Source organism: Bacillus sp. FSL H7-0578 (assembly GCF_038630855.1).
Taxonomy (GTDB): domain Bacteria; phylum Bacillota; class Bacilli; order Bacillales; family Bacillaceae; genus Bacillus; species Bacillus safensis.
Window position 1 is genome coordinate 2158329 of record NZ_CP152045.1, and the last position, 26025, is coordinate 2184353.

The window sequence follows — 26025 nt, forward strand, 5'->3', positions numbered from 1 at the left end:
ACCCTCCTCTTTCTTAAAACGCCGCCAGCTCTCTCATTTCAGCTTCTACCTTATCCGGGTTGACCATGAAGAATTTCTCCATTGTCGGCGCATAAGGCATTGCCGGAATATCTGGTCCTGCCAGGCGTTTGATTGGTGCGTCTAAATCAAATAAGCAATGCTCCGAAATGATTGCCGCAACCTCACTCATGATGCTGCCTTCTTTTGTATCTTCCGTTAACAGAAGCACTTTCCCTGTTTTAGAAGCCGCTTCTATAATCGCTTCCTGATCAAGCGGGTACACTGTTCTCAAATCGAGAATATGAGCGGAAATGCCGTCTTTTGCAAGGCGGTCTGCTGCTTGCAGCGCAAAATGGACACAAAGGCCATATGTAATGACCGTGATATCATCGCCTTCACGCTTCACATCTGCTTTTCCAATCGGAAGAGTGTAATCCTCTTCAGGCACTTCTCCTTTAATCAGGCGGTATGCACGTTTATGTTCAAAGAACAATACAGGATCTGGATCACGCACTGCAGCCTTTAAAAGACCTTTGACATCATAAGGTGTAGAAGGCATCACAATCTTCAAACCAGGCTGGTTAGCAAAAATAGCTTCGACCGATTGTGAATGATAAAGTGCCCCGTGTACTCCACCCCCGTAAGGTGCGCGGATGACCATTGGACAGCTCCAATCATTATTTGAACGGTATCTAATTTTTGCAGCCTCTGAAATGATTTGGTTGATTGCAGGCATAATGAAATCCGCAAATTGCATTTCTGCAATTGGGCGCATTCCATACATCGCTGCCCCAATACCTACACCCGCAATGGCTGATTCTGCAAGAGGTGTATCCATGACGCGCGCTTCTCCAAATTGCTCGTAAAGACCCGCTGTCGCTTTAAATACGCCGCCTTTTTTCCCGACATCCTCTCCGAGCACAAACACTTTCGGATCTCGCTCCATTTCTTCTTTCATCGCCAGTGTAATAGCGTCTATATATGACATAACAGGCATTTTTCTTCCCCCTTACTCCGCATACACGTAACGAAGTGCGCTTTCTGCATCAGCATAAGCTGCGTTTTCCGCTTCATCAGTAGCTTCGTTTACGATTTGCATGATTTCTTTTGTCATCTCTTCTTTCATTTCAGAAGTCATGACGTTTCCTTCGATTAAATACGTTTCATATTGGATGAGCGGATCTTTCTTTCTTGCTTCGAGCACTTCTTCTTTTTCTCGATAGCTTGAATCATCGTCATCACTTGAATGCGCAGTTAAACGGTAAGAGATTGTTTCAATCAATGTCGGGCCTTCGCCTCTAGCCGCACGGTCTCTTGCTTCTTTGACAGCGGCATATACTTCAAGCGGATCATTTCCATCTACAGTGACACCAGGCATCCCATATCCAACCGCACGATCTGAAATGCGTTCACAGGCTACTTGTTTGTCATATGGCACGGAAATCGCATACTTATTGTTTTCACACATGAAAATAACAGGCAGTTTATGAACAGCAGCAAAGTTTGCGCCTTCGTGGAAATCACCTTGGTTTGATGAGCCTTCACCGAACGTGACAAAGCTGACAAAGTTTTTCTGCTCTAATCGTCCAGCAAGGGCAATTCCCACCGCGTGAGGAACCTGCGTTGTTACAGGTGACGACCCAGTCACAATTCGATTGGCTCTTTGCCCAAAATGCCCCGGCATTTGTCTTCCGCCTGAGTTTGGATCGTCTTGTTTTGCGAAACCAGACATCATTAAATCTTTTGCTGTCATCCCAAAAGCAAGGACAACCCCCATATCACGATAGTAAGGTAAGACGTAATCTTCTTCTCTATTAAGAGCAAATGCAGCGCCGACTTGCTGCGCTTCCTGCCCTTGACAAGAAATAACGAATGGAATTTTCCCGGAACGGTTTAAAAGCCACATCCGTTCATCGATTTTTCTTGCTAGAAGCATTGTTCTGTATATATCAATTGCTTGTTCATCTGATAATCCTAATTCCTGATGACGCATGTTACTCATCATGTTTCCCTCCTTGATTAAAAATGGATCGCCTTCCCGTCAACAGCAAGGGCTGCCTCGCCAATCGCCTCTGATAAGGTCGGATGCGGGTGTATCGTCTGCCCCACTTCCCACGGGGTTGCATCAAGTACTTTGGCTAATCCAGCTTCAGATATCATATCTGTTACATGAGGACCAATCATATGAATTCCTAAAATATCATCTGTCTTTTGATCGGCAATGATTTTGACGAATCCATCAGACTCCCCGTACACAAGTGCTTTTCCAATCGCCATAAATGGAAATTTCCCTATTTTGACTTCAAAGCCCTGCTCTTTTGCCGTCTGTTCAGTGAGTCCCACACTAGCAGTTTCTGGGTGAGAGTAAACACATTTAGATACGAGCGTTTCATCGAGCGGCTTCGGATCTTTTCCAGCCATATGTTCTACAGCAATCATCCCTTCGTGTGAAGCGACATGTGCCAGCTGAAGCCCGCCAATGACATCTCCTATTGCGTAAATATGCGATTCTTTCGTTTGATAATGTTCATTCACGACAATGCCTTGTTTTTCGGTTTGGATGTCCGTGTTTTCAAGACCTATGCCTTCGATATTAGGTACTCTGCCAACTGAAAGAAGGAGTTTTTCCGCTTCAAACGTCTGAATGTCTCCATCCTTTTCCGCTTGAATTGTCACGAGATTTTCCTGCTTTTCTACGCTATCTGGCAGTACCTTCGCATTAGTCACAAAAGTGATGCCTTTTTTAGATAATAGCTTTTCCATTTCTTTAGAAATGTCATGATCCTCTGTTGGCAAAATGCGGTCTGCAAACTCAAGCACAGTGACGTTCACACCAAAATCATTGAGCATGGAAGCCCACTCGATTCCGATCACTCCGCCCCCCACAATTAGCATTGACTGCGGAAGCTCTGGCAGTTCAAGTGCATCATCTGAAGTGAGGATGTGTGTTCCATCTGCTTCAAGCCCTGGCAGCACACGCGGTCTTGATCCTGTCGCGATGATGACCTGCTTTGGAATGAGCATTTCATTTTCCTCTCCATTTGCCATTTCTACGGAGACCGTTCCTGGCATTGGCGAAAAGATAGATGGGCCAAGAATACGGCCGATTCCTTCATATACATCAATTTTTCCTTGTTTCATTAAATGTTTGACGCCGCCTGCTAGTTTTTCGACGATCTCTGTTTTTCTTTTCTGCACATTGGCAAATTGCAAGGCAACGCCTCCTGCCTCAACACCAAAATCAGCTGCGCGTTTGACGGTTTGATAAACTTCTGCACTTCTGAGCAGCGCTTTAGACGGGATGCAGCCTTTATGAAGACATGTTCCGCCGAGCTTTTCTTTTTCTACAACTGCTGTTTTCAATCCAAGCTGTGAGGCACGGATGGCCGCTACATAGCCGCCTGTGCCTCCACCAAGAATGACGAGGTCATATTCAGTTGCCATGACTTGTCACTCCTTTCTTTTCCTGTTGATCATTTGGGTATTCTTTCGGTGATTCTTCTTCTTTTAAAATGCGAAGCGCACCTTCTGCTAACGATTGCAGCTCATTTTCACCTGGAAACACGACAACATCTGAAATCCAGTCAATATAGCCGCGAATACTTGACGTAATTTGTTTGCTGTATGCAAGTCCGCCTGTTAATACAATGACGTCAACTGCTCCTTTTAAGACAGCGCTAGCCGCACCAATTTCCTTGGCAATCTGATAGCACATTGCTTCATAAATGAGCGCCGCCCGCTCATCACCCGCTTCAATCATGCGTTCCACTTTCACAGCGTCTGTCGTGCCAAGATAGCCCGCAAGCCCGCCTTCACCAATAATGCGTTTGAGCATTTCTTCTTGGGTATACTCCCCCGAAAAACAAAGATTCACAAGATCACCTGTCGGCAAGGTTCCCGCACGCTCTGGGCTGAAAGGACCTTCGCCATGCAGACCGTTATTGACATCGATGACTTTTCCTTTTTCATGAACACCAATGGTGATACCGCCGCCCATATGAGTAATAATCATGTTCAAATCTTCGTAACTTTTTCCAAAAGAAGCCGCTGTTTTTCTTGCGACTGCTTTTTGATTTAATGCATGAAAAATGCTTTTTCTTTCGATCGTTGGCAGCCCTGAAATACGAGCAATTGGTTTTAGTTCATCCACTACAACTGGATCGACAATAAAAGCCGGGATATTCAGGCCAAGTGCAATTTCTCTCGCGATGATTCCACCGAGATTGGATGCGTGCTGGCCGGCATATCCTTCTTTTAGGTCTTCCACCATTTGCTCATTGACTTCATATGTGCCTCCTTCAATCGGACGAAGGAGACCGCCGCGCGCACAAACTGCATCAAACTTTGAGATATTCATCCCCTGTTCATGCAGTGTTTTCAAAATGGTTTCTTTACGGAATGAGAATTGATCAATAATATGAGGAAACTGCTTTAATTCCTCATCTGTATGTCTAAGTGTCGTTTCAAAAATAGACCGTTCATTATGAAACACACCGATTTTTGTTGAAGTAGAGCCAGGATTAATCGTGAGAATACGCCATTCTTTTGTCAGCAAAAACAAAACCTCCGTTTCAACTCATTCTTCAAATTAGCGACGGCTTAAAATATGTTGACCATTTTGCAAGAATTGACTTCTTGATTTGCGCATTCTTTCAATTCGCTCTTCAGCCAATCGGTCTGCCGCTTTATAAGTTGGAATGGCATCACGGTTTGAAATTTCAATTACACGTTCAATATTTTGATAAATGCCTTCGACTTTTTTCATCGCACGATCTGCATTATAGCCATAAAGCTCATCAGCCACGTTAATCACCCCGCCTGCATTGATCACATAGTCAGGAGCATATACAATTCCCATCTCATGGATAAGGTCTCCGTGATGCGTTTCTCTTAGCTGGTTATTTGCAGCACCTGCAATCACCTTTGCTTTTAACTTAGGAATGGTCACATCGTTAATGGTTGCACCAAGTGCGCACGGTGCATAAATATCACATGCTTGATCGTAAATATCGTCAGGGTCGACTGCTTTTGCGCCAAAGTCTTCAACAGCACGTTTGACAGAGTCTTTGTTGATATCTGTGACAATGAGCTGCGCGCCTTCTTCATGCAGATGTTTACACAAGTTGTAAGCGACATTTCCTACGCCTTGAACGGCAATTGTTTTTCCTTCTAATGAATCGGTCCCAAATGCAGCTTTGGCAGCGGCTTTCATTCCTTTGTATACACCGTAAGCTGTGACGGGAGACGGATTTCCAGAAGAACCAAATGCAGGAGAGATCCCTGTGACAAAATCGGTTTCTTCATGAATGAGATCCATGTCTTCTACCGTTGTACCGACATCTTCTGCTGTAATATAGCGGCCATTCAGCCCTTGAATATAACGTCCAAATGCACGGAACATTTCTTCATTTTTGTCTTTTCTCGGATCACCGATGATGACCGTTTTTCCGCCGCCAAGATTAAGTCCTGCTGCCGCGTTTTTATAAGTCATTCCTCTCGCTAGACGCAGTGCATCCTCAATGGCTGCTTCTTCGTTTTCATACGTCCACATTCTCGTTCCGCCTAGTGCCGGCCCAAGTGTTGTATCATGAATCGCAATAATCGCTTTTAAGCCAGACTGCTCATCCTGACAAAATACAAGCTGTTCATAATCGTATCGTTCCATATATTTAAAAAGTTCCATCGTGTTATTCCTCCTATTACTTCCGCTTAATTTGATGTACAGATGGCAAGCGCAATTGAATAAAGCTTACTTTCGGCTGAATCAGACCGGCTTGTTAAAGCAATCGGCGCCTTCGCTCCTGCCACCACAGCTCCCACCTTCGCATGTGCAAAGTAGATGAGAGATTTATAAAGAATGTTTCCTGCCTCAATTGTTGGCACAAGCAAAATATCTGCATGGCCGGCTACATCACTTGTAATATTTTTATGAGAAGCTGCCGTTTGAGAAATGGCATTATCTAAAGCAAGTGGCCCATCAATCAGGCAGCCAGAAATTTGCCCGCGCCGATTCATTTGCGCAAGACTTGCAGCAGTCAAAGTTGAATCCATTGCCGGATTCACGACCTCCACCGCAGAGAGCACTGCAACCTTCGGCATGTCGTTTCCGACAGCTTGCGCTACTTGAACAGAGTTGATCGTAATCTCTTTCAGCATATTTAAATCGGGCGCGATGTTCATCGCAGAATCCGTGACATAAATAAAGCGGTCAAAGCCCGGTACTTCAAATGCCGCAACATGTGATAGGACACTGGTCGTCCTGAGCCCATATTCTTTATTCAATACCGCTTTTAAAAGAACGGCTGTCGGGACATGCCCCTTCATCAAAATATCTGCATGCTTCTCGCTCACTGCCTGAACGGCAATCTTGGCAGATTCTTCGGGAGAATCTGAATGAATAATATCTATCCAGTCCTCATTGATTTCATGCTGCTTCACTAGCTCCTTCAGGTTGCGTTTGTTCCCAACCAGGAGAAAGCGAGCGACCTTTCGCTTAATTGCCATCTTGATGGCATGAAGCACTTCTTCGTCTTCTGCATGAGCCACAGCCGCCGTTTTGTTCTGCAGCTGGGCGGCTTTCATAATCAGATCGTCAAGCTTCATATATGCCCACCTTTCCTTGTGCTCGGTTCATGTTTTATATGCAAGTTCCGTGCCAGTTTGAAATGCAGTGAATATGAGGCAATTCGCATGACATTCGTGCAATCTTTTGCAGGTTACATGCATTTTATTGCATGCTATCTTTTGCAAGTTGATATTTGTCCATTTTATAGTAAAGGTTCCGAATGCTGATCCCTAACGTTTTCGCTGTTTTCGTGCGATTGAATTGATGCTTTTCAAGGGTTTGTTTAATCAGCTGCGCTTCAAATGCCTCAACAGCATCCGAAAGCGTCTCTCCCTCAAATTGACTGACAGTCAGTTCCTGCTGCTCTTTTTCTTCCTGATCTTCTGACTCCATGAAAGAAATATGCCCTTCATCAATCCATTCTTCTTGCGGGTTCAAAAAGATCATGGCTCGTCCAAGTACATTTTCAAGCTCTCTTACGTTTCCTGGCCACTTATATGATCGCAGTCTATTAAGTGCCTGTTCCGTTAACCCGCTCACGTTCCGTCCATAGTCTAAATTGATCTTTTGGATGAGACGTTTGCTTAACGAGTCAATATCCTCAAGGCGCTGCCTTAGCGGCGGGATGGAGATCGGGTATCTGTTCATTCGATAATATAAATCTTCTCTGAACTTTCCTTCCGCCATCGCTTTTTCAATATTGACATTTGTCGCCGTGATCACACGAACATCGACCGGTATAGCCTTTGTTCCGCCTACCCTTACTATTTCTTTCTCCTGCATCACACGAAGCAGCTTCGCCTGTGTACTTGGCGTCATTTCGCCAATTTCATCTAAAAAAATGCTGCCTTGATTCGCCTCTTCAAACAGCCCTTTTTTCCCGCCTCGCCTTGCACCAGAAAATGCTCCTTCTTCATAGCCAAAAAGCTCTGACTCTAAAAGGGTCTCAGATAAGGCTGCACAGTTGACCCGTACAAAGCGATTATATTTTCGGTCACTTTCATTATGAATGGCGTGCGCAAACAGCTCTTTTCCAGTACCTGATTCTCCCCGGAGTAAAATCGTGGCTGGCGTTTTCGCGCCTAGCTTCGCCTGCTCAAGCGCCACAAGCATTTGCTCACTCTCTCCAATGATGTCTTCAAATGTGTACTTTGCTTCAAGTGTACGGATGAGCTGCCTTGCTTTATTTAATTCATTTGTGAGTGATTGAATTTCTGATACGTCATGAATGACCCCGACACTGCCTTTTAAAATACCATCAACAATGACTGGCGCTACGTTGACAATCACATCTTTTTTATTCGGTCCGACTTTCATTCTGACGCCTCGAACGGGTCTTCTTGTTTCAAGTACCTTCAAATGCATGCTTTCTCCTTCAGAAATATCTGCACCTGCTGGTTTCCCCACAACTTCTTTATCTGTTAATCCAGTCATTTTCGTATAAGCCCGGTTGATTAAGATGCCTTTTCCCTGCTCATCAACAACTGATATGGCTTCATCCGACGATTGAATGATCGCCTCCAGCATCGTTCGCACTTCTTTAAGATTGGTTACTTCCTCCGCAAGCTCAACGGCATCTGTAATATCTTTAAAGATGGATAAAGCACCTAGCATTCTCCCCGCGTCATCAATAATTGGCAAACGCGTTGTCACAATTTGTATCTGCTGATTCAGAAATTGTTTTTGATTAAATTCTGGCTCTCTCGATCTTAAAATGTCGGGAAGCTTTGTATTTGGGATCACTTCTCGTATATGACGGCCAATCGCATCTTTTTGCGAACATCCAACCATTTTGGCCGCTGATCGATTAAACAGGACGACTTCTTCATTCATGTTTATAAAAATCATCCCGTCGTTCGTTGCATTAAAAATGCGGTCATGCTTATAGGTTTGTTCCTTTAATATTTGGATCAGCTGCTGTTTTTCTGACATTAATTCTGATATCACGTAAGCCATTGAACTTGGAACAATGACTGCGTGCTCTGGCTTTTTTTCAATTAGTTCTTTCAGCACTGCTGAACTGCCTGTTGTTTCAATGATGATATCAATGTCATCTTTTATGTATTCTTTCCAATCCGTTGTCGTATCAATTCCATTCTTTTTCGCTTCTACCATCCCCGGTGCCTCAAGATCAAGGTCGGCGATCGCAATGATTTGAATCATATTTGTTTTCAGCAATGTTTCAAGCAATGCTGATCCACCCTGTCCTGCACCGACAATCAAGACTCTCTGCATCCCGTTACCCCTTTATATGAAAAAATTTGCACACCATATTTTTCCGTTGCAAAAAATTGCACAACTCTTATATTACCACGTTTTCCTTTCTTGACAAAATATTTTTTGAATTAGACAATGGAAGTAAATGACGTTTAAGGGGACATTTGATGGGGAGAATACTTGCACTAGTGATTATTTTAATACCTGGCGCGCTTGCAGCACTTGGGATTAAGCTGCTGCGTGACACTGTTTTCGGCATCATCATTGCACCATTTCCATATTTATGGCTGCAAGGAATTGCAGGGTTGTTATTTTTAGGGGGAGGTCTTTATGTAGTGGCTGGCTTTATTTTATATAGAGACCGTAAACGAAATAAAGTGACTGCTCGCTTTAAGCAGAGATAAAACGTGAAAAAAGACCCGCTGATTTAGAGCAGGTCTTTATTTCATTTCTTCTCTTATTTTCACGGCTCGGTCAGGAAAATCAGTAAAAATGCCATCGACACCTAAGGAAAACATGTTTTTCATTTGCTTTTCACTATTTACTGTAAACGGCCTGATCACTTGCTGAGATGCATGGAGAGCTGCCACAACCTCTTTGGTCACGCCGGCACCCTTGATATTTGGATGGTAGCCCCTTGCTGGTACTGTTTTTATATACATCTCCGGCTGATGAATCACATCCATTGTGAGAACCGCAAGTTCAACATGTGGCATCAGTTTGTGAAAAAGAGCTAAACTGCCGTGATGAAACGATGAAACAAGTACACGATCTTCTATTTGAAAATGCTCGATTTGTTTTTTTACTTTCTCTTCGATACCCGGATATCGATAAATGGAGTTTTTTAGTTCAATATTGATGATCAATGATGATTGCTGCGTCACTAGCTCTAATACTTCCTCCAAAAGAGGAATGGATACAGCACCGGTTTCTTCGTAGAAAGAATGACTCGCATCTCCCGCTTTTAATTCTTCATATGTATGGTCTTTCACTAAACCTTTCATGTTCGTTGTTCTGTTCAGTTTCTCATCGTGAATGACAGCAAGTCTGCCGTCTTTCGTCAGCTGAACATCCAGCTCAATTCCGTCAGCTCCCGAATGGAGTGCATGCTCGAAGGCTATCATGGTGTTTTCAGGATAAATGCCTTTAAAGCCTCTGTGTGCAAAAATTTTCGTCATAGGTCACCTCTAAATATGATGCTTCCTTACATTATGACGTGTCTTTTTTCGTTTTTCCAGTTTTGAGCGCATAAAAAAACCTCTTCTGATTCATACGAAGAGGTTGACAGATAAATTCGATCACGTAATCGCTCTGATGGCTTGCTCTGTCGTCTCTGCGTCAAGAGCAAAAAGGGAAGAAACAACTGCGACTGCTGTAACAACGGTTACACCTAACAACAACTTTTTCATAAGATAACCTCCACTTTCTTTTGAAGTATTTGTGCATCGAATTTCTTTTCAAGAAAACGAATGGCATTTTGATAATCATTTCGTTCCTTGAAGTATTTCGATATTTGTTCAGACAAATCCTCAAGCTCCACATATAATCTATTTTTTTCTATGTAGTCTAATTTTTCTGAGAATACGTCTGCTGCCCCACTATTCTCGCACATCAAATCCAAAATTTCAAATTTTACTATATATTCATTATTTTGGATATCACAACTATACAAAATACCCTCTTTAATATATTCCCTCGCCTCTTGATCTCCTAAATGAACCAAGGCATTCGCCAGAACATATAAAGATTGGATGTAATAATGGCTATTGTCACGGTGAATTTGAATGCCCATCCCTTTTTTGGCATAATGTGCGCTTTTTTCATAATCATGCTTTGCATAATAAAGAACCGCTAAATTGTGATAGCATTTCCCAATGAGCACTTCATTGTTAATGCGCTTACTTTTCTCAAGTGCTTCTTTATACTTTTTCTCTGCTTCATCGAATTGGAACAAATCAATACAATTACTTGCATGTAAAATTAAGCTGTCAATCGCCTGCGCTGTGTACTCTTCATGCGCTTTGAACGTATCGATGGCTTTTTTAATATGATTAATGGATATGAAATTTTGTTTCAGTTCGTAATAGATCGAAGCAACCTTATGGTGAAAAGTTCCTACTTCCAGGTCTTCATTCACACGTTTTAGCCGCTGTTCTGCAATTTTGTAAAAGCTAATGGCTTCATCATACTTTTTCACATATGCAGCATATTGGCCTTTGTAAAAGTAAAAATAAAAATTAATAATGTCATCTGCCTTCTCATCGAGCGTTCCGACACTTTTCATAATTTGATTGGCTTTTTCAATATTTCCAAGTAACATTTCATGTCTGCCGTCAACAAGCTGATAATAAAGGAGAACTTCACGGTCTTCATCTGTATTTTTTAGCAAATTCTGAATTTTCTCTTTATAGACAGCAGATTTTTCTAAGTCATTCTGAGAAATGACCCTCGTCCACTTGCTAATTTCGTTCGCTACCTCAGCAGAGTGGATTTTCAGCTTTCCCATAACCTCACCCTCTTCTTTTCATTATTATAGCATAGTAAAAGAATGTGAAAATTATTAAATTCGACAATGGGAATATTCAGTTCAAATGGCACAATCTCTAAGAAGCCAGTGACTTTAAAACGCCAACCAATCAGGTCAATAGAAATAGAACTTTCGATCTCGTTTGCTTTAATTACCAAATCCATGAGACCTTTTCCTCTCATCCTTTTTCTTACGAATGAGCGTTTTCTTCTTCTATTTTGAAGACTTCATGATCAATTGGCGCAGCTGATTACCACTACTTTATGTCTTTTTTATTTTTTTCATGCTTTATTTTTCATTTTATTCTGAAAATAAAGCAGCCCGTTTGTCCAATTTAAACATTAAGATGATTTTATCAACCTAACCAATTTTTGACAACATCTTTCAAAATAAAAAAACGTCTCAATGAAGAAACGTTTTTTCATGAAAAAGATACTAGCTTGCTCTATGCTCTAATCGCAAACGATCAGCTACCATGGCAATAAATTCTGAATTGGTTGGTTTCGCTTTTGACATGCTGACAGTATAACCAAAGAGTGAGGAAATGGAATCAATGTTTCCTCTGCTCCAAGCGACTTCAATGGCATGACGAATCGCTCGTTCTACCCTGCTGGCAGTCGTGTTAAATTTCTTTGCAATGTCTGGGTACAACACTTTAGTAATGCTTCCGAGAAGCTCAATGTCATTGTACACCATAGAAATCGCTTCTCTTAAGTATAAATAGCCTTTAATATGAGCGGGCACGCCAATCTCATGAATAATGGTCGTAATGCTCGCATCTAAGTTTTTACGTTTCGGTTCAGGTTTGTTACGAAGAACACTGTTTTGGATTGATGAAGAGCGATGGGTAACTTGTGTGCCGTTTCCACTGACTTGACGAATATGACCTACTAGGTTTTCCATATCAAATGGCTTTAAAATGAAATAGGATGCGCCCAAATCAACTGCTTTTTTCGTGACATCTTCTTGTCCAAATGCCGTTAGCATAATCACACTTGGCTGTTTTGTCATTTCATTGTTTTCACGGAGGCGTTCTAGTACAGCAAGACCGTCTAAATGAGGCATAATAATGTCTAAGAGGAGAACGTCGGGCTCTTTATCTTTAAATAATGTCAGGCATTCCTGACCATTATACGCCACGCCAAGTACTTCCATATCTTCCTGTCCCTCAATGTACTCTGTCAAAAGGCCAACAAGCTCTCGATTGTCATCAGCTACACACACTTTAATTTTCTCCACGTTCTTTCCTCCCCAATGTCGATTCCTTTAGTCTTTTGCATTTCTCTTCTGAGTGTTCAATTCGACAAAACCATGCTATCCCCTTTAAAAAACTTTAATTTTCCGAATAATAGAGCATTATCTAGCTTTTTCTACGTTTTTCTTAACGAATCGACGATTATTGCAATTTGACAACAAGCTTTTTTCCATTTTGTCGAAAAATCTCTTTTTCCTTATTTTATAACATGATGGAAGAGAAAGAAAGGGTAGAAAAAAACTGCCGGAAAATTCGCGGCAGTTTGATGATCAGCTTGCTTTTTTGTTTTTTTGATAAAGGTCGATTCCTGCTTCTGACAGCATCCATTCAATGTGTACGCCGTACCCGCTAGTCGGATCATTGACGAATACGTGTGTGACAGCTCCAATGACTTTGCCATTTTGCATGATGGGGCTTCCGCTCATTCCTTGGACGATTCCGCCCGTTTTGCTTAAGAGCCGCTCATCTGTTACCTTTAATACCATTCCTTTAGTTGCTGGGAATTTCTGCGGTGTTGTGCTGACAATTTTAATATTAAACTTCTCCACTTTATCATGATCCACAACGGTTAAAATTTCTGCTGGGCCTTCTTTTACTTCATTAGATAAAGCGACTGGAAGTGGTTTATCTGCTACATGATTTTTAAGCTTTTCGGTTAACGTACCAAAGATACCAAAAGGGCTGTTGCGGGAGATATCTCCTATTGTTTTTCTTTCGGAAGAGAATCTCGCCAATTTTTCTCCAGGATTGCCTCCTGTGCCTTTTTCAATCGATGTCACGGTTGATCTAACAATTTCACCATTGTCGACAACAATTGGTTTTTTTGTATCCATGTCAGAAATCACATGCCCAAGGGCACCATATTTTTTAGATAAAGGTTCAAAAAAGGTCATCGTGCCGATTCCTGCTGCAGAATCACGAATGTAAAGACCAATTCGATAGATGCCTTCACTTGCATCTTTTGCGGGTGTTAATGTTGTTTGAAAGGTTTTATGATCTCTCTTTATGAGCAAACGAAGCGTTTCACCCGTTTTCCCTGCTTTCTGAATAAATGGGGTGAGGTCATTCATTTTCTCCATTTTTTGACCATTGATTTCAATGATCATATCCCCTGATTGAATGCCTGCGGCTTCACCTGGTGATTTTTTGCCGTCTGCTGTTGTGATTTGATGAAAACCTACAACGAGAACTCCTACAGAGTGGAGCTTGACGCCAATGGATTGTCCTCCAGGAATGACTTTTAATTCAGGGAGAACGTCAACTTTTGTTTTCTTAATAGGAAATCCTTTAAAATCATAAACAATTTCGGCTTTTCCCGCCTTTTGTCCTGTAATATCCAGCTGATTCTTTTTCTCTGAAAGGCTAAAGGCTGGTGAAGAAGCATTGGCTGACGCTTCAATCGATGTGTCAATTGAGTGCTTTTGTTTTTCAAATACAGCAACATTTGTTGGAATGCTGATGTACTCCTTCACTATGCTCATAAACCCTGTACTTATTAAAGAAACAAGGAGAATCACACCAATGGCTTTTCTCATCTTTTCGGGCATTCATTTTTCACTCTCCTCGCTCCTTACCCACACCAGAACACTCATGTTTTGGCTACATCTTTACTTTTGCCTTCTTCGAGAGGATTTATAACCGGCAGCTTTAGAAAATGATTGGATAAATTGATAAAAGAAAAAGACGATTTTATGGGTATATACGCCGGCTTTTACACAACATAAAAAAAAGGCAGCTGATGATTCAGCTACCCTGTTGTTTTGACATCATTTGCTTGGTGCAATAGTTCTTTTGCGTGCTGTTTTGTCAGCTCAGTCACTTCCACACCGGCAATCATCCGGCCAATTTCACTCACTTTTTCTTCATGACTTAATGGTTTAACACTCGTCAGTGTTCTGCCCGCTTTCGAGCGTTTAGAAATGAAGAGATGCGTGTCAGCCATTGCGGCTACTTGAGGCAGGTGTGTAATACAGAGCACTTGTGATCCAGACGCAACTTTGTAAATTTTCTCAGCAATGGCTTGTGCCACTCTGCCGCTGACACCTGTATCAACTTCATCGAAAATAATGGATGTGACGTCTTGTTTAGCTGAGAAAATACTCTTCACAGCGAGCATGACACGTGAAATTTCTCCACCTGAGGCTACTTTCGATAAAGATTTCATCGGTTCGCCTGTATTTGTAGAAATGACAAATTGTGCTTGGTCGATTCCATTTTTCCCGAGCTGGACAGGTTTTCCGTCTAATAGCGGACAATCAGTGCTGCCAAATGGCGCATATCGAACAGAAAAAGCTGTGTCAAATGATGACTTCTCCATATACAAATCCTTGAGCTCTGTTTGAATTTGCTTTGCTAGCTTTTTGGCCCATTTTTTACGCAGCTCCGAAACGTTAAGTGCTTCCAGCAGAGCATCACGGCTCATCGCATCTAATTTATTTTTGAGCGTCTGCAGATGGCTGTCTCGATTTTGGATTTGATCTATTTCTTCTTCAATCTTCGCCGCATACTCCAAAATTTCCTCAACGGTTGTGCCGTATTTTCGTTTTAACTGCTTCATTTCATTCAGCCTGGACTCAATAAAATCAAGACGAGCCGGATCAAATTCTAATTGGTCCAGCATGCTTCGCATTTGGAAAGTTGAATCCTCTAATAAGTAGTAGGAGTTCGACACTTGTTCAGATAACTTTTTCAAATCATCGTTGATTTCAGACACTTGCTCAAGCTCGCTTGAGGACATACCAACCCAATCTAGTCCTCCTTGCTCATTACGCAAAGCGTTGTACGCGTTTTGGAGTGAGGAATAGATTTTTTCGTAGTTGCTGATTTGATGTCGCTCTTCCTGAAGCCTCTCATCTTCCCCCGGCTCTAATTGTGCCGCCTCAATCTCCTCTAGCTGAAATTGCAGTAAATCTAAGCGGTGCACCATTTCCTGCTCATTCTCAGACAGCTGCCTGAGCTTTTGAGCCGTCTTCATATATTGATCATATGCTTCTTGATACTGCAAGAGAGCCGGTGCAATGTCTTCTGCTCCAAATTGATCGAGCAAATGCAGATGATTTTCATCTTCCATGAGCAGCTGGTTATCGTGCTGTCCATGTATATCAAGCAAAAGCCGTCCTACTTCCCGTAAAAGTGAGATGGTGACAAGCTTTCCATTAATCCGGCAAATGCTTTTCCCGCTGTTGTTAATATCACGGCGGAGAATCATCATTTCATCTGATGCGTCAATTCCCTGCTCTTCGCATAGAGCAAATACAGGATGATCGGCTGGTACAAGAAAAAGCCCTTCCAGCTCTGCCTTTTTTTCACCGTAGCGGACAAATTCAGAGGAACCTCTTCCTCCCACGAGAAGTGAGACAGCGTCAATCATGATGGATTTTCCGGCACCTGTTTCCCCCGTTAGAACCGTGAGTCCTTTTTCAAATGAAACCGTTAACTCTTCAATGATTGCAAAGTTTTTAATGGTTAGTTCTGCTAACACTCATTTGACACCTCTTTTAGTAAACCTGATTCTTTATAGAAGCTCTAAAATTTTGCTCGAAACTGTCTCTGTATCATCTGGGGTGCGGCAAATGATTAAAATCGTATCATCCCCGCAAATCGTTCCCATAATTTCTTCCCAATCTAAATTATCCATTAAAGCACCAATCGCCTGAGCATTACCCGGCATTGTTTTCAGAACAATTAAATGACTGGCAGCATCCATTTTAATAAATGCATCCATTAGGGACCGCTTCAGCTTTGACAGCGGATTAAACCGCTGATCCGCAGGAAGACTGTATTTATATGTTCCATTGTTCGTCGGAACTTTCACTAAATGTAATTCTTTAATATCTCTAGAAACGGTCGCTTGTGTGATGTTATATCCATCGGCTTTCAAAATATCGACCAATTCATCTTGTGTTTCGATTTCTTGGCTCGCAATGATTTCTCTAATTTTAATATGCCTTTGACCTTTATTCATATTTGACCCCCCTAGGCGTTTCATTCTCAGTTTGTCTTTACGTTCTATGTTATATGATGCACAGTTCAAAAAACAAGCATTACGTGAGATACGGCCAATTCTTGTCTTTTGACCATGTAAAAAGGAATAATAGCGAGCTATTATTCCTTTTGTTTCAATGATTTCATGTGTCAGCCGGCTCAGGGCTGTTTTTCTTTTCTTTCAATACAGAATGGGCTTCCTTCACGACCTTCTCAAGTTGTGAAGCAGGAAGTGCCGCATTTTCTTCTTGATCAGGATGAAGCACTAAATGAAGCAGAAATTCAATATTTCCATCTCCACCAGTGATAGGCGAAAATGATACATCCTTTACATCATAACCTTCTTTTGCAGCAAATTGATTCATCTCTTCTAGTACACCAAGGTGGACAGAGGGCTCACGCACGATGCCTTTTTTCCCAACAAGCTCTCTGCCTGCTTCAAATTGAGGCTTGACGAGCGCAATACAGTCACCACCCGGCACAAGAATATGCTTTAAAGCCGGCAGAATGAGTTTGAGTGAGATAAAAGATACATCAATCGATGCCACTTCTGGCAACCCTTCAGTAAAATCAGCTGGGACGGAATGGCGGAAATTGGTACGCTCCATGACAATGACCCTGTCATCCTGCCTTAATTTCCACGCAAGCTGATTGTAGCCAACGTCTACAGCATATGATTTGACTGCTCCATTTTGAAGAGCACAATCTGTAAATCCGCCTGTTGATGAGCCAATATCAATCAGCAATTTCCCTTCAACTGTCAGATCAAATTCTTTTAGCGCTTTTTCAAGTTTTAACCCGCCGCGGCTTACGTATTTGAGAGGGTTCCCCTTCACTGTAAGCGGCGTATCACGAGCAATTTTCTCTCCTGGTTTATCCAAACGGTTTTCATTTGAGTAAACGATCCCTGCCATGATGGCACGCTTTGCTTTCTCTCTTGTTTCCATTAGTCCTTGTTCGACTAATAAAACGTCAAGTCGTTCTTTCTTTGATGTCATGATCCAATTCCTTTTCTTGGTGCTGCTGGAAGCAGGTCACGTAAAGTCTCAGCAACATGTGCTTTCGTCAGTCCAATTTCTTCAAGCAGGGCATCAACACTTCCATGCTCAATAAATTGATCTGGGATACCCATTCGTTCTACTTTGATATGTGATGCTTTCTTGTCGTGTAGATATTCTAATACGCTGCTGCCAAACCCGCCTTGGAGCACAGCTTCTTCAATCGTTAAAATCGGAATCCCTTCAGATAGAATGTCGTTTAGCATCGCTTCATCAAGCGGCTTAATAAACCGAGCGTTGACGACACGAATTGATTTCCCTTCTTTTTGAAGTTCCTCAGCTGCTTGCAGCGCCATTTTAATAGTCGTACCGAATGTTAAGATGACGGCATCCTTCCCTGAGCGAAGAACCTCCCAAGATCCAATCGGAATGGTTTTGAGCTGTTCATCCATTTTCACACCAAGCCCATTTCCGCGCGGGAAACGCATGGCAATAGGACCGTCATCATACTGAATGGCTGTATTGACCATGTGCTGGCCTTCATTTTCATCCTTCGGCATCATGAGCACCATATTCGGCATATGACGCATGAAGGCAATATCAAACACACCTTGATGCGTTTCTCCATCAGCACCGACAAGACCCGCACGGTCAATTCCGATAAAAACATTGAGGTTTTGGCGGCAAATATCATGCAGCACTTGATCATAAGCTCTTTGCAGGAACGTTGAATAAATCGCTAAAAATGGCTTCATATCCTGCGTCGCAAGCCCAGCTGCCATTGTGGCTGCATGCTGCTCAGCGATCCCTACATCAAACATTCGCTCAGGAAATTCCTTTGCAAAGCCTTCAAGTTTTGAGCCAACAGGCATCGCAGGCGTGATGGCAACAATACGCTCATCTTTCCGCGCCAGCTTTCTGACTGTTTCACTGACAAGACCACTCCATGACGGTGCAGCAGCTGCTGGTTTTACAAAATCACCTGTATCAATTTTGTATGGACCTGTGCCGTGCCATGTCCCAATTTTATCGGATTCTGCCGGCTGATAGCCTTTTCCTTTTTTCGTGATGACATGCAGCAGAACAGGACCTTTTGTTTTCTTTGCATATTCAAGGTTTTCAAAAAGATCTTCATAAGAATGTCCATCAACAGGACCTAAGTATGTGAATCCCATTTCCTCAAAAAACATGCCAGACACTAGTAAATACTTGAGGCTGTCTTTAATACGCTCTGCTGTGGCAGCAAGCTTTCCGCCTACAGCTGGTATCCGCTTGAATAAATATTCGAGCTCGTCCTTTACCCATTGGTACTTGCCTGCTGTGCGCAGTCTGCCAAGCATGGTGTGAATTGCACCGACGTTTGGTGCAATACTCATTTCATTATCGTTTAAGATGACGATCATATCTTTCTTTTCATCACCGATATGATTCAGAGCTTCAAGCGCCATACCTCCGGTTAATGCACCGTCTCCGATAATCGGCAGGATATATTCATCTGTCCCTTTAATATCCCGCGCGGCCGCCATTCCCATCGCGCCAGATAATGAGGTTGAGCTGTGGCCTGTTTCCCAAACATCATGCTCACTTTCATTTCGTTTAGGAAAACCGCAAAGTCCTTTATATTGACGAAGTGTATCAAACTCCGCCCCTCTTCCAGTTAACAGCTTGTGAACATAAGACTGATGTCCAACATCCCAAAGTAATTTGTCTTTCGGGCTGTCAAATACTTTATGAAGGGCAACCGTGAGTTCAACGACACCCAGGTTCGGACCGATATGCCCGCCAGAGTTAGCCAAGGACTCAATTAAAAACATGCGAATGTCAGCACTAAGCTCCTCTAATTCTGCATTTGACATTCCTTTTAGAAACGTTGGATTTTTTATTGATAAAAGATCCAATCAGGATCAACTCGCTTTCAACAAAATTTCTATCTACATATATAATGCCTTATTCCTATGAAAACCAAGCGGGAATAAGAGTTGTCTCATCATGATAAACTGTTTACAGTTTACCACAATTGCTCGAAGACCCTCAAATCTAGGCTGTTTTTAATGATCTCTTGAGGCGATCAGATCACATAACTCATGCAGCAATTGCTGCTCTAATTCAAGATTTGAGACAATTTCTTTTGCACGTGTGATGTGCTCGTGCAGCTTTTCTTTTGCTCCTGAAAGCGTTAATAAAGAAGGATATGTCGACTTTTCATTCGCTGTATCAGAGCCGACCCGTTTTCCTATTTTTTCTTCGCTACCTTCGAGGTCTAAAATGTCATCACGGATTTGAAAAGCAATGCCAATATGATAGCTGAACTCTCTTAGTTTTTCGATATCGTCATCTGATGCTCCTGCCAGCATTGCACCTGCTGTGACGCTGAATGTGAGAAGCTTTCCTGTTTTCCGGGCATGAATGGATTCTAGTTCAGCAAGCGGGACTTGTTTTTGCTCTGCTTCCATGTCATCAAATTGACCGCCTACCATTCCTAGTGCACCTGCTGACCGCACAAGCTCATCTACGATTCTGAGCTTTTGGTCAGGAGAGACGCTGCTAGATAGCTGCGATGTAATCAGGCGGAAGCTTTCCGTTAAAAGTGCATCACCAGCGAGAACCGCGGTTGCTTCCCCGTATACTTTATGGTTGGTCGGCTTTCCTCTGCGAAGGTCATCATCGTCCATGCAAGGCAGGTCGTCATGTATCAATGAATACGTATGAATCATTTCTACAGCACAGCCAACCGGTATGCCATCTTCTTCGTTTTTTCCGTAAGCATGTAATAAAGCAAGAACGAGAACAGGGCGAAGTCTTTTCCCTCCAGCTTCAAGAGAGTAAAGCATCGAAGATTTTAGTTCTTCTGGAATCTTCAATTCCTGAACATATGTAAATAAATACTCTTCAATGGCCTGTTTTCGTGTTGTTAAAAAATCCTGCAAATTACTTGTCACCAGCATCTGCCTCCTTCACCGAGAAAGGAGCCAGTTCACCGTCCTCTTTTAAAATGAAATCCATCTGCTTTTCAACGTGCTGTAATTTTTCATGACAAAGCTTTGAAAGTGTCATGCCTTCTTGGAAATAATGAATGGCTTGCTCAAGTGGTACATCTCCTTCTTCGAGCTTCCCAACGATCTCCTCAAGACCTTTCATCGCTTCTTCAAATGTCATTTGTTCTTCTTTTTGTTTATTTGATTCTGTCATGATGATTGCCCCTCCTTCTCAATAACCTCACAAATCAGACGTCCATCCTTCATGGTGATAGCCAATTGATCCTTCGTATCGACTTGGTTCACACTTTTAATCAGTTCATCGTCTTTATAGGCTAAACTGTAGCCTCTTTCCATCACTTGAAGTGGATTTAATGCATTTAGTTTACCAAGAACAGATTGGAACTGCGAATGAATTGTTTTCATTTGCACATTCATGCTGCGGATGAGCTGTTCTGTTTCATTGGCATGGCGTTTTTTCGCCTGAAGCAGCTGCTCTTTTGGATGAAGCGGCTTCAGCCTGTATGTCTGGCGGTCTAGTTGACTGCGTTTTTGTTCAATTTGTCTCGTCAGCTGTTTTTGAAAACGGTCAAATACCAAATCGAATTGTTGCTCTTTTTGCTCCTGCAATCGTTTTGGAAAACGGAAGGCATATGAGGATTGCAGCGCCACAAGACGGTCTTTCGCTTGTGATGTTCGATTCTTCACGGCCCTTGTAAGCCGAATGTCGATGGATTTGATTCGTTCTATTAAATCGGCTGTGCTTGGAACAGCGAGCTCAGCTGCTCCTGTTGGTGTGGGTGCTCTCATGTCTGCAGTGAAATCACTGATCGTAAAGTCCGTTTCATGCCCAACTGCAGAAATGATTGGAATGTCTGATGCGAAGATCGCTCTTGCGACAGCTTCTTCATTAAAGGCCCAAAGTTCTTCGATCGAACCGCCTCCTCTTCCGACAATCAAGACATCACAGATCTGTTTTTCATTTGCTTCTTTGATCCGCTCTACAATTGAACGGATGGCATTTTCACCTTGGACAAGCGCCGGAAGCACAATGATTTTCGCCTGCTGATAACGCCGGTTAATCGTTGTGATGACATCTCGAACAGCCGCTCCAGTTGGGGATGTAATGACACCAACAACCTCTGGATATTCAGGAATTGTTTTTTTATAGCGCGCATCAAATAAGCCTTCACTTGCCAGCTTTTTCTTCAGCTCTTCATAAGCGAGATGAAGAGCACCAACACCATCAGGCTGCATTTCTTTTGCATATAATTGATAGTTGCCGCTTGGTTCATATACTTGAATCCCGCCGCGTACAAACACTTTCATTCCGCTTTTTGGTGAAAAAGGCAGCTTTGCTGCGGAACGCTGGAACATGACGGCTTGCATGCGTGCGTTTTCGTCTTTTAAGGTGAAGTACACATGACCTCTTGAATGAATCTTCACATTGGATAACTCACCTTTGATCCAAATATCTTCTAAATGCGGATCAACATCAAATTTTCTTTTTATGTATTTTGTAAGGGCTGTGACCGTCACAAAGGCTTTTTCACTCATGACGTATTCCTCCTCTTCAAAAACGCACATTCATCCACCGGCAGCATGCAGGTGGATGAATGGATAAAGCTTATGCTAATGTACGTTTTGCTGATTTAACCGTATTGTGTGCAAGCATGGTAATCGTCATTGGACCGACTCCGCCAGGGACTGGTGTGATATAAGAAGCTTTTTCTTTCGCTTCTTCAAAATCAACATCCCCAACAAGCTTCCCAGTATCTAAACGATTGACTCCTACATCGATGACAATTGCGCCTTCTTTGATTTGGTCAGCTTTAATAAAGTTTGCTCGACCGACGGCAACAACTAAAATGTCCGCTTTTAACGTATGTTCTGAAATATTCGCCGTTCTTGAATGGCAGTAAGTAACCGTTGCATTTTCGTTTAACAGCAATTGTCCAACTGGTTTGCCGACAATATTGCTGCGCCCTACAACAACCACTTCTTTTCCAGAAAGACTGACACCCGTTTTGTTCAGTAATTCAACAATGCCTGCTGGTGTACAAGGTAGGAATGTATCTTCTCCAAGCAGCATTTTCCCGATATTTAATGGATGGAAACCATCTACATCTTTCTCAGGTGAAATACGTTCAATGACGGCTTTTTCAGAAATATGTTTTGGCAGTGGAAGTTGAACAAGAATCCCGTGGAATTGATCGTTCGCATTGTACTGATCAATCAGCTGAAGCAATTCTTCTTCTGTTAAAGAAGCATCTAAATGATCAAGCTGAAAGTGCATGCCCATTGCTTCTGCTGCTTTTTTCTTCCCGCGTACGTAAGAAAGTGAAGCCGGATCATCACCGATTAGAATAACGGCAAGACCAGGTGTGACTCCTTTTTGTTTTAGCTCTTCTACTTCTTTTGCTAATTGTTCACGCTTTTCTTTTGCTGTTTCTTTCCCATCGATGATTGTTGCTGTCATGTCGAATCCTCCTATTGCTGCTTTAGGTCGTTTTTAATGTTCGAAAGTACACCATTTACAAATTTCGGTGCTTTATCATCGCCGAATAATTTAGCGAGTTCAATCGCTTCATTCATCGAGACACTAACTGGGATGTCTTCTTGATACACCATCTCGTACACAGACAGCCTTAAAATGGCTCTGTCTACGTTTGCAATACGGTCGAGTTTCCAATTCACTAGATGCTGTGAGATCATGTCATCAAGCTTGTCCTTTTGTTCAAGCACACCGAAAACCAGTTCCTCGAAAAAAGGATCTGATTCTTGTTCATCCAGCGCATGTGTAATGGCCTCTTTCGGATCAATATTGCTCACATCAATTTGAAATAATGTTTGTAGCGCCTTTTCTCTTGCAGTTCTTCTTTTCATTATTTACTCCTTTAACCACTTTATCCGCTTGTCGTTAAGCCATACAGAGATCATAACATATTTTGACCGTGGTCGCACCAAGATCCATGCGAGCTGTGACGAAAAACGAATCAATCAACGTGTGACGTTATCAATATTCGGAAATTACTCAAAAATGGGCTTTAAAAAACCAAAGAGGCAATGCCTCCTTGGTTTTACTTGAACCCTTTTTTACATTTCTTGATCTACTTCAGCCTCAGGTGCTTTTGTATCAAATTGAATGCCAACGACATGAATGTTAATTTCATTAATTGTTAAGGCAGTCATGTTCAAAAGGGTTTGACGGATATTTTCTTGTACAGCAGTGGATACCTTTGGAATGGATAGGCCAAATTCAACCACACAATACACATCGATTGTGATGCCTTCATCAGAGACATCTACTTTTACACCTTTACGGTGATTTTTCTTACCAAAGCGTTCTGCTACATCAGCAGCGAAATTGCCGCGCATTTCGGCAATGCCTTCGACTTCTGAAGCGGCGATCCCAGCAATGACTTCAATCACTTCTGGTGCAATTTGCACTTTTCCCAATTGATCTTCATCAAGGTTCATTTCAAGCAAATTGTTTTCTGACACGATCATTCACCTCCGAAAGCTGAGATTATTTCATGATTTGGTATGTTTCTAAAAACTTCGTATTAAAGTTACCGCTCACAAATGTTTCATGCTCGAGCAATCTAAGGTGGAATGGAATCGTTGTGTAGACTCCTTCAATGACGAATTCTTGAAGCGCACGTTTCATTTTCGCAATCGCTTCTTCTCTCGTCTTACCATATGTGATCACTTTTGCAATCATGCTGTCATAATATGGCGGAATCACATAGCCCGGATAAGCGGCAGAATCAACACGTACACCTAAACCGCCTGGCGGAAGATACATTTTAATTTCACCAGCTGAAGGCATGAAGTTTTTCTCTGGGTTCTCTGCATTGATGCGGCATTCGATCGCCCAGCCTTCATATACGACATCCTCTTGTGTAAGAGAAAGCTTCTCACCTGATGCAACCTTGATCTGTTCTTTGATCAAGTCTACACCTGTGACCATTTCTGTCACAGGATGCTCTACTTGAATACGAGTATTCATTTCCATGAAGTAGAACTTCTCTTCATTATAATCATAAATGAATTCGACTGTTCCAGCACCTGTGTATTCAACAGCTTCTGCTGCTTTTACAGCTGCTTCACCCATTTGCTCACGAATGTCTGCATTTAGTGCTGGTGATGGCGTTTCTTCAAGAAGCTTTTGCATTCTTCTTTGGATCGAGCAATCACGCTCTCCTAAATGAATCGTATTGCCATGCTGATCTGCAAGCACTTGGATTTCCACATGTCTAAAGTCTTCAATGAACTTTTCTAAATAGACACCAGGGTTCCCAAAGTTTTGCGCCGCTTCCTGCTGCGTGATGGTGACTCCGTTAATAAGCTCTTCTTCTGTACGAGCCACACGAATCCCTTTACCGCCTCCGCCTGCAGTTGCTTTAATAATCACAGGATACCCAATACTAGCTGCTGTTGAAACAGCATCATCAAGATCTTTTACAATTCCTTGAGAACCAGGGACGATCGGAACGCCTGCATTCTTCATTGTTTCTCGCGCGACATCTTTCGTTCCCATTTTGGAAATCGCTGACGCAGTTGGTCCAACAAAGATCACATTACATTCCTCGCAAAGCTCTGCAAAGTCTGCATTTTCTGCTAAAAAGCCGTATCCTGGATGGATGGCATCTGTCCCTGTTAATTTTGCTACGCTGACAATATTCGTGACATTTAAATAACTATCTTTAGAAGCAGTCGGTCCGATGCAATATGCTTCATCAGCCATTTGTACATGCAGCGCATCGCGATCCGCTTCAGAAAATACCGCAACAGTTTCAATTCCAAGCTCTTTACAAGCGCGGATAATTCTAACTGCGATTTCTCCTCTGTTTGCAATTAATAGCTTTTTAATCATGATCGTACTCCTTACTCTGCTTTCACTAGAAAGAGGGGTTGTCCGAATTCTACAAGCTGACCGTTTTCAGCTAATACTTCGACGATTTCACCTTTTACTTCTGCTTCGATTTCATTAAACAGTTTCATCGCTTCCACGATACATACAACAGTGTTTTCCTTCACCTTGGAACCTGTTGTCACGTATGGATCTGCTTCTGGTGAAGAGGAAGCATAAAATGTGCCAACCATTGGGGATGTGATTTTATGCAGATTTTCAGACGCAGCTGCCTCTTGTGCAGGGGCTTCGGTCTGAGCTGGAGCTTGTGCTTTAGGAGCTTGTTGAGCTGGAGCTGCTTGGACAGGAGCCACTGGTGCTTGTGCCGCAACTTGCTGAACGACTTCTTTATTTTTCTTCAGTTTGATTTTTGCACCTTCGTTTTCGTACGTAAACTCATCGATAGTAGAGTCGTCAATTAATTTAATCAGTTCATGAATTTCTTCGATTTTTAACATGGATTTGCACCCCTATGTATGGATTTATCTTTTTATTATAGGCTAGTACTAAAAGTACATACTATAACCATCTTACAGGAGGATTTCGATGAATTCAACTACTATTGTGGCGAAGCGCCTCGCGTAAGCAC

Annotated in this window: 25 protein-coding genes; 1 reads left to right on the forward strand and 24 read right to left on the reverse strand. The window is 42.3% G+C overall.

The window, feature by feature from the left end:
- Positions 1 to 13: 13 nt before the first annotated feature.
- The 7 genes from MHB41_RS11015 to MHB41_RS11045 form a co-directional block, all read right to left on the reverse strand.
- Complete coding sequence (locus MHB41_RS11015) at positions 14 to 997, reverse strand: alpha-ketoacid dehydrogenase subunit beta (protein WP_024422925.1); 984 nt, start codon at positions 995 to 997, stop codon at positions 14 to 16.
- 12 nt (positions 998 to 1009) lie between these two features.
- Positions 1010 to 2002, reverse strand: coding sequence for a thiamine pyrophosphate-dependent dehydrogenase E1 component subunit alpha (locus MHB41_RS11020; protein WP_024422926.1), 993 nt, complete (start codon positions 2000 to 2002; stop codon positions 1010 to 1012).
- Between the two features lie 17 nt (positions 2003 to 2019).
- The gene (gene lpdA, locus MHB41_RS11025) at positions 2020 to 3444 is read right to left on the reverse strand and encodes a dihydrolipoyl dehydrogenase (protein WP_098677436.1); all 1425 of its coding nucleotides are present in this window, start codon (positions 3442 to 3444) and stop codon (positions 2020 to 2022) included.
- Positions 3434 to 4561, reverse strand: coding sequence for a butyrate kinase (gene buk, locus MHB41_RS11030; RefSeq protein WP_029708028.1), 1128 nt, complete (start codon positions 4559 to 4561; stop codon positions 3434 to 3436). Before buk ends, lpdA begins: the two co-directional genes overlap by 11 nt.
- 27 nt (positions 4562 to 4588) lie before the next feature.
- Positions 4589 to 5683 (reverse strand): branched-chain amino acid dehydrogenase, encoded by a 1095-nt coding sequence (gene bcd, locus MHB41_RS11035; RefSeq protein ID WP_003215658.1) that lies wholly within the window; start codon positions 5681 to 5683, stop codon positions 4589 to 4591.
- Between the two features lie 26 nt (positions 5684 to 5709).
- Entirely contained in the window at positions 5710 to 6603 is an 894-nt protein-coding gene (yqiS, locus tag MHB41_RS11040) for a phosphate butyryltransferase (protein ID WP_024422929.1), read from the reverse strand.
- A gap of 124 nt (positions 6604 to 6727) precedes the next feature.
- Complete coding sequence (locus tag MHB41_RS11045) at positions 6728 to 8800, reverse strand: sigma-54-dependent Fis family transcriptional regulator (RefSeq protein WP_024428014.1); 2073 nt, start codon at positions 8798 to 8800, stop codon at positions 6728 to 6730.
- Positions 8801 to 8949: 149 nt separating this feature from the next.
- Here MHB41_RS11045 and MHB41_RS11050 point away from each other — a divergent pair, with 149 nt between their 5' ends.
- A complete protein-coding gene (locus tag MHB41_RS11050) occupies positions 8950 to 9186 on the forward strand; it encodes a DUF2627 domain-containing protein (RefSeq protein WP_024422931.1) in 237 nt (78 codons plus the stop codon).
- A 36-nt stretch (positions 9187 to 9222) separates the two neighbouring features.
- Here MHB41_RS11050 and MHB41_RS11055 read toward each other — a convergent pair whose 3' ends face one another.
- The 17 genes from MHB41_RS11055 to accB all read right to left on the reverse strand — a co-directional run bounded on the left by MHB41_RS11055 (position 9223) and on the right by accB (position 25894).
- Positions 9223 to 9960, reverse strand: a complete 738-nt coding sequence (locus tag MHB41_RS11055) for a glycerophosphodiester phosphodiesterase (protein WP_024422932.1) — start codon at positions 9958 to 9960, stop codon at positions 9223 to 9225.
- A 227-nt stretch (positions 9961 to 10187) separates the two neighbouring features.
- A complete protein-coding gene (locus tag MHB41_RS11060) occupies positions 10188 to 11288 on the reverse strand; it encodes a Rap family tetratricopeptide repeat protein (RefSeq protein WP_024422933.1) in 1101 nt (366 codons plus the stop codon).
- Entirely contained in the window at positions 11276 to 11473 is a 198-nt protein-coding gene (locus MHB41_RS11065; protein ID WP_024422934.1) for a hypothetical protein, read from the reverse strand. The genes MHB41_RS11060 and MHB41_RS11065 overlap by 13 nt, the downstream gene beginning before the upstream one ends.
- Positions 11474 to 11744: 271 nt before the next feature.
- Positions 11745 to 12548: a sporulation transcription factor Spo0A gene (spo0A, locus tag MHB41_RS11070; protein ID WP_024422935.1), complete on the reverse strand. Its 804-nt coding sequence runs from the start codon at positions 12546 to 12548 to the stop codon at positions 11745 to 11747.
- A 285-nt stretch (positions 12549 to 12833) separates the two neighbouring features.
- Positions 12834 to 14111, reverse strand: coding sequence for a SpoIVB peptidase (gene spoIVB, locus MHB41_RS11075; RefSeq protein ID WP_120208199.1), 1278 nt, complete (start codon positions 14109 to 14111; stop codon positions 12834 to 12836).
- 200 nt (positions 14112 to 14311) lie between these two features.
- On the reverse strand, positions 14312 to 16045 hold the full coding sequence (gene recN / locus MHB41_RS11080; RefSeq protein ID WP_340900163.1) for a DNA repair protein RecN: 1734 nt from the start codon (positions 16043 to 16045) through the stop codon (positions 14312 to 14314).
- A gap of 33 nt (positions 16046 to 16078) precedes the next feature.
- On the reverse strand, positions 16079 to 16528 hold the full coding sequence (argR, locus tag MHB41_RS11085; RefSeq protein ID WP_024422938.1) for a transcriptional regulator ArgR: 450 nt from the start codon (positions 16526 to 16528) through the stop codon (positions 16079 to 16081).
- A gap of 163 nt (positions 16529 to 16691) precedes the next feature.
- Positions 16692 to 17546, reverse strand: coding sequence for a TlyA family RNA methyltransferase (locus tag MHB41_RS11090; RefSeq protein WP_034280266.1), 855 nt, complete (start codon positions 17544 to 17546; stop codon positions 16692 to 16694).
- Positions 17543 to 19444: a 1-deoxy-D-xylulose-5-phosphate synthase gene (dxs, locus tag MHB41_RS11095; protein WP_098677434.1), complete on the reverse strand. Its 1902-nt coding sequence runs from the start codon at positions 19442 to 19444 to the stop codon at positions 17543 to 17545. Before dxs ends, MHB41_RS11090 begins: the two co-directional genes overlap by 4 nt.
- Positions 19445 to 19594: 150 nt before the next feature.
- On the reverse strand, positions 19595 to 20485 hold the full coding sequence (locus MHB41_RS11100) for a polyprenyl synthetase family protein (protein ID WP_061109341.1): 891 nt from the start codon (positions 20483 to 20485) through the stop codon (positions 19595 to 19597).
- Positions 20475 to 20735: an exodeoxyribonuclease VII small subunit gene (locus MHB41_RS11105; RefSeq protein WP_003215880.1), complete on the reverse strand. Its 261-nt coding sequence runs from the start codon at positions 20733 to 20735 to the stop codon at positions 20475 to 20477. Before MHB41_RS11105 ends, MHB41_RS11100 begins: the two co-directional genes overlap by 11 nt.
- Positions 20732 to 22078 (reverse strand): exodeoxyribonuclease VII large subunit, encoded by a 1347-nt coding sequence (xseA, locus tag MHB41_RS11110; RefSeq protein WP_061109342.1) that lies wholly within the window; start codon positions 22076 to 22078, stop codon positions 20732 to 20734. Before xseA ends, MHB41_RS11105 begins: the two co-directional genes overlap by 4 nt.
- 70 nt (positions 22079 to 22148) lie before the next feature.
- Positions 22149 to 23000 (reverse strand): bifunctional methylenetetrahydrofolate dehydrogenase/methenyltetrahydrofolate cyclohydrolase FolD, encoded by an 852-nt coding sequence (folD, locus tag MHB41_RS11115; protein ID WP_024422943.1) that lies wholly within the window; start codon positions 22998 to 23000, stop codon positions 22149 to 22151.
- Positions 23001 to 23011: 11 nt separating this feature from the next.
- On the reverse strand, positions 23012 to 23407 hold the full coding sequence (gene nusB / locus MHB41_RS11120; RefSeq protein WP_012010530.1) for a transcription antitermination factor NusB: 396 nt from the start codon (positions 23405 to 23407) through the stop codon (positions 23012 to 23014).
- A 210-nt stretch (positions 23408 to 23617) separates the two neighbouring features.
- Positions 23618 to 24025 carry an Asp23/Gls24 family envelope stress response protein gene (locus MHB41_RS11125; protein WP_034280262.1) on the reverse strand — a complete coding sequence of 136 codons (408 nt, stop codon included), beginning with the start codon at positions 24023 to 24025 and terminating at the stop codon, positions 23618 to 23620.
- Positions 24026 to 24050: 25 nt separating this feature from the next.
- Positions 24051 to 25400, reverse strand: a complete 1350-nt coding sequence (gene accC, locus MHB41_RS11130) for an acetyl-CoA carboxylase biotin carboxylase subunit (protein ID WP_024422945.1) — start codon at positions 25398 to 25400, stop codon at positions 24051 to 24053.
- Between the two features lie 11 nt (positions 25401 to 25411).
- The gene (accB, locus tag MHB41_RS11135; RefSeq protein ID WP_024428007.1) at positions 25412 to 25894 is read right to left on the reverse strand and encodes an acetyl-CoA carboxylase biotin carboxyl carrier protein; all 483 of its coding nucleotides are present in this window, start codon (positions 25892 to 25894) and stop codon (positions 25412 to 25414) included.
- Positions 25895 to 26025 lie beyond the last annotated feature (131 nt).

What these genes read in the sequence shown, in the direction of transcription:
- MHB41_RS11090 (WP_034280266.1), bottom strand. Translation starts at nt 17,546, where the DNA reads ATGACATCAAAGAAAGAACGACTTGACGTTTTATTAGTCGAACAAGGA.
- yqiS (WP_024422929.1), bottom strand. Translation starts at nt 6,603, where the DNA reads ATGAAGCTTGACGATCTGATTATGAAAGCCGCCCAGCTGCAGAACAAA.
- nusB (WP_012010530.1), bottom strand. Translation starts at nt 23,407, where the DNA reads ATGAAAAGAAGAACTGCAAGAGAAAAGGCGCTACAAACATTATTTCAA.
- spoIVB (WP_120208199.1), bottom strand. Translation starts at nt 14,111, where the DNA reads ATGCCCGAAAAGATGAGAAAAGCCATTGGTGTGATTCTCCTTGTTTCT.
- MHB41_RS11105 (WP_003215880.1), bottom strand. Translation starts at nt 20,735, where the DNA reads ATGACAGAATCAAATAAACAAAAAGAAGAACAAATGACATTTGAAGAA.
- MHB41_RS11065 (WP_024422934.1), bottom strand. Translation starts at nt 11,473, where the DNA reads ATGGATTTGGTAATTAAAGCAAACGAGATCGAAAGTTCTATTTCTATT.
- MHB41_RS11015 (WP_024422925.1), bottom strand. Translation starts at nt 997, where the DNA reads ATGCCTGTTATGTCATATATAGACGCTATTACACTGGCGATGAAAGAA.
- MHB41_RS11045 (WP_024428014.1), bottom strand. Translation starts at nt 8,800, where the DNA reads ATGCAGAGAGTCTTGATTGTCGGTGCAGGACAGGGTGGATCAGCATTG.
- MHB41_RS11020 (WP_024422926.1), bottom strand. Translation starts at nt 2,002, where the DNA reads ATGAGTAACATGCGTCATCAGGAATTAGGATTATCAGATGAACAAGCA.
- lpdA (WP_098677436.1), bottom strand. Translation starts at nt 3,444, where the DNA reads ATGGCAACTGAATATGACCTCGTCATTCTTGGTGGAGGCACAGGCGGC.
- argR (WP_024422938.1), bottom strand. Translation starts at nt 16,528, where the DNA reads ATGAATAAAGGTCAAAGGCATATTAAAATTAGAGAAATCATTGCGAGC.
- accC (WP_024422945.1), bottom strand. Translation starts at nt 25,400, where the DNA reads ATGATTAAAAAGCTATTAATTGCAAACAGAGGAGAAATCGCAGTTAGA.
- MHB41_RS11050 (WP_024422931.1), top strand. Translation starts at nt 8,950, where the DNA reads ATGGGGAGAATACTTGCACTAGTGATTATTTTAATACCTGGCGCGCTT.
- xseA (WP_061109342.1), bottom strand. Translation starts at nt 22,078, where the DNA reads ATGAGTGAAAAAGCCTTTGTGACGGTCACAGCCCTTACAAAATACATA.
- MHB41_RS11060 (WP_024422933.1), bottom strand. Translation starts at nt 11,288, where the DNA reads ATGGGAAAGCTGAAAATCCACTCTGCTGAGGTAGCGAACGAAATTAGC.
- MHB41_RS11055 (WP_024422932.1), bottom strand. Translation starts at nt 9,960, where the DNA reads ATGACGAAAATTTTTGCACACAGAGGCTTTAAAGGCATTTATCCTGAA.
- bcd (WP_003215658.1), bottom strand. Translation starts at nt 5,683, where the DNA reads ATGGAACTTTTTAAATATATGGAACGATACGATTATGAACAGCTTGTA.
- accB (WP_024428007.1), bottom strand. Translation starts at nt 25,894, where the DNA reads ATGTTAAAAATCGAAGAAATTCATGAACTGATTAAATTAATTGACGAC.
- folD (WP_024422943.1), bottom strand. Translation starts at nt 23,000, where the DNA reads ATGACAGCAACAATCATCGATGGGAAAGAAACAGCAAAAGAAAAGCGT.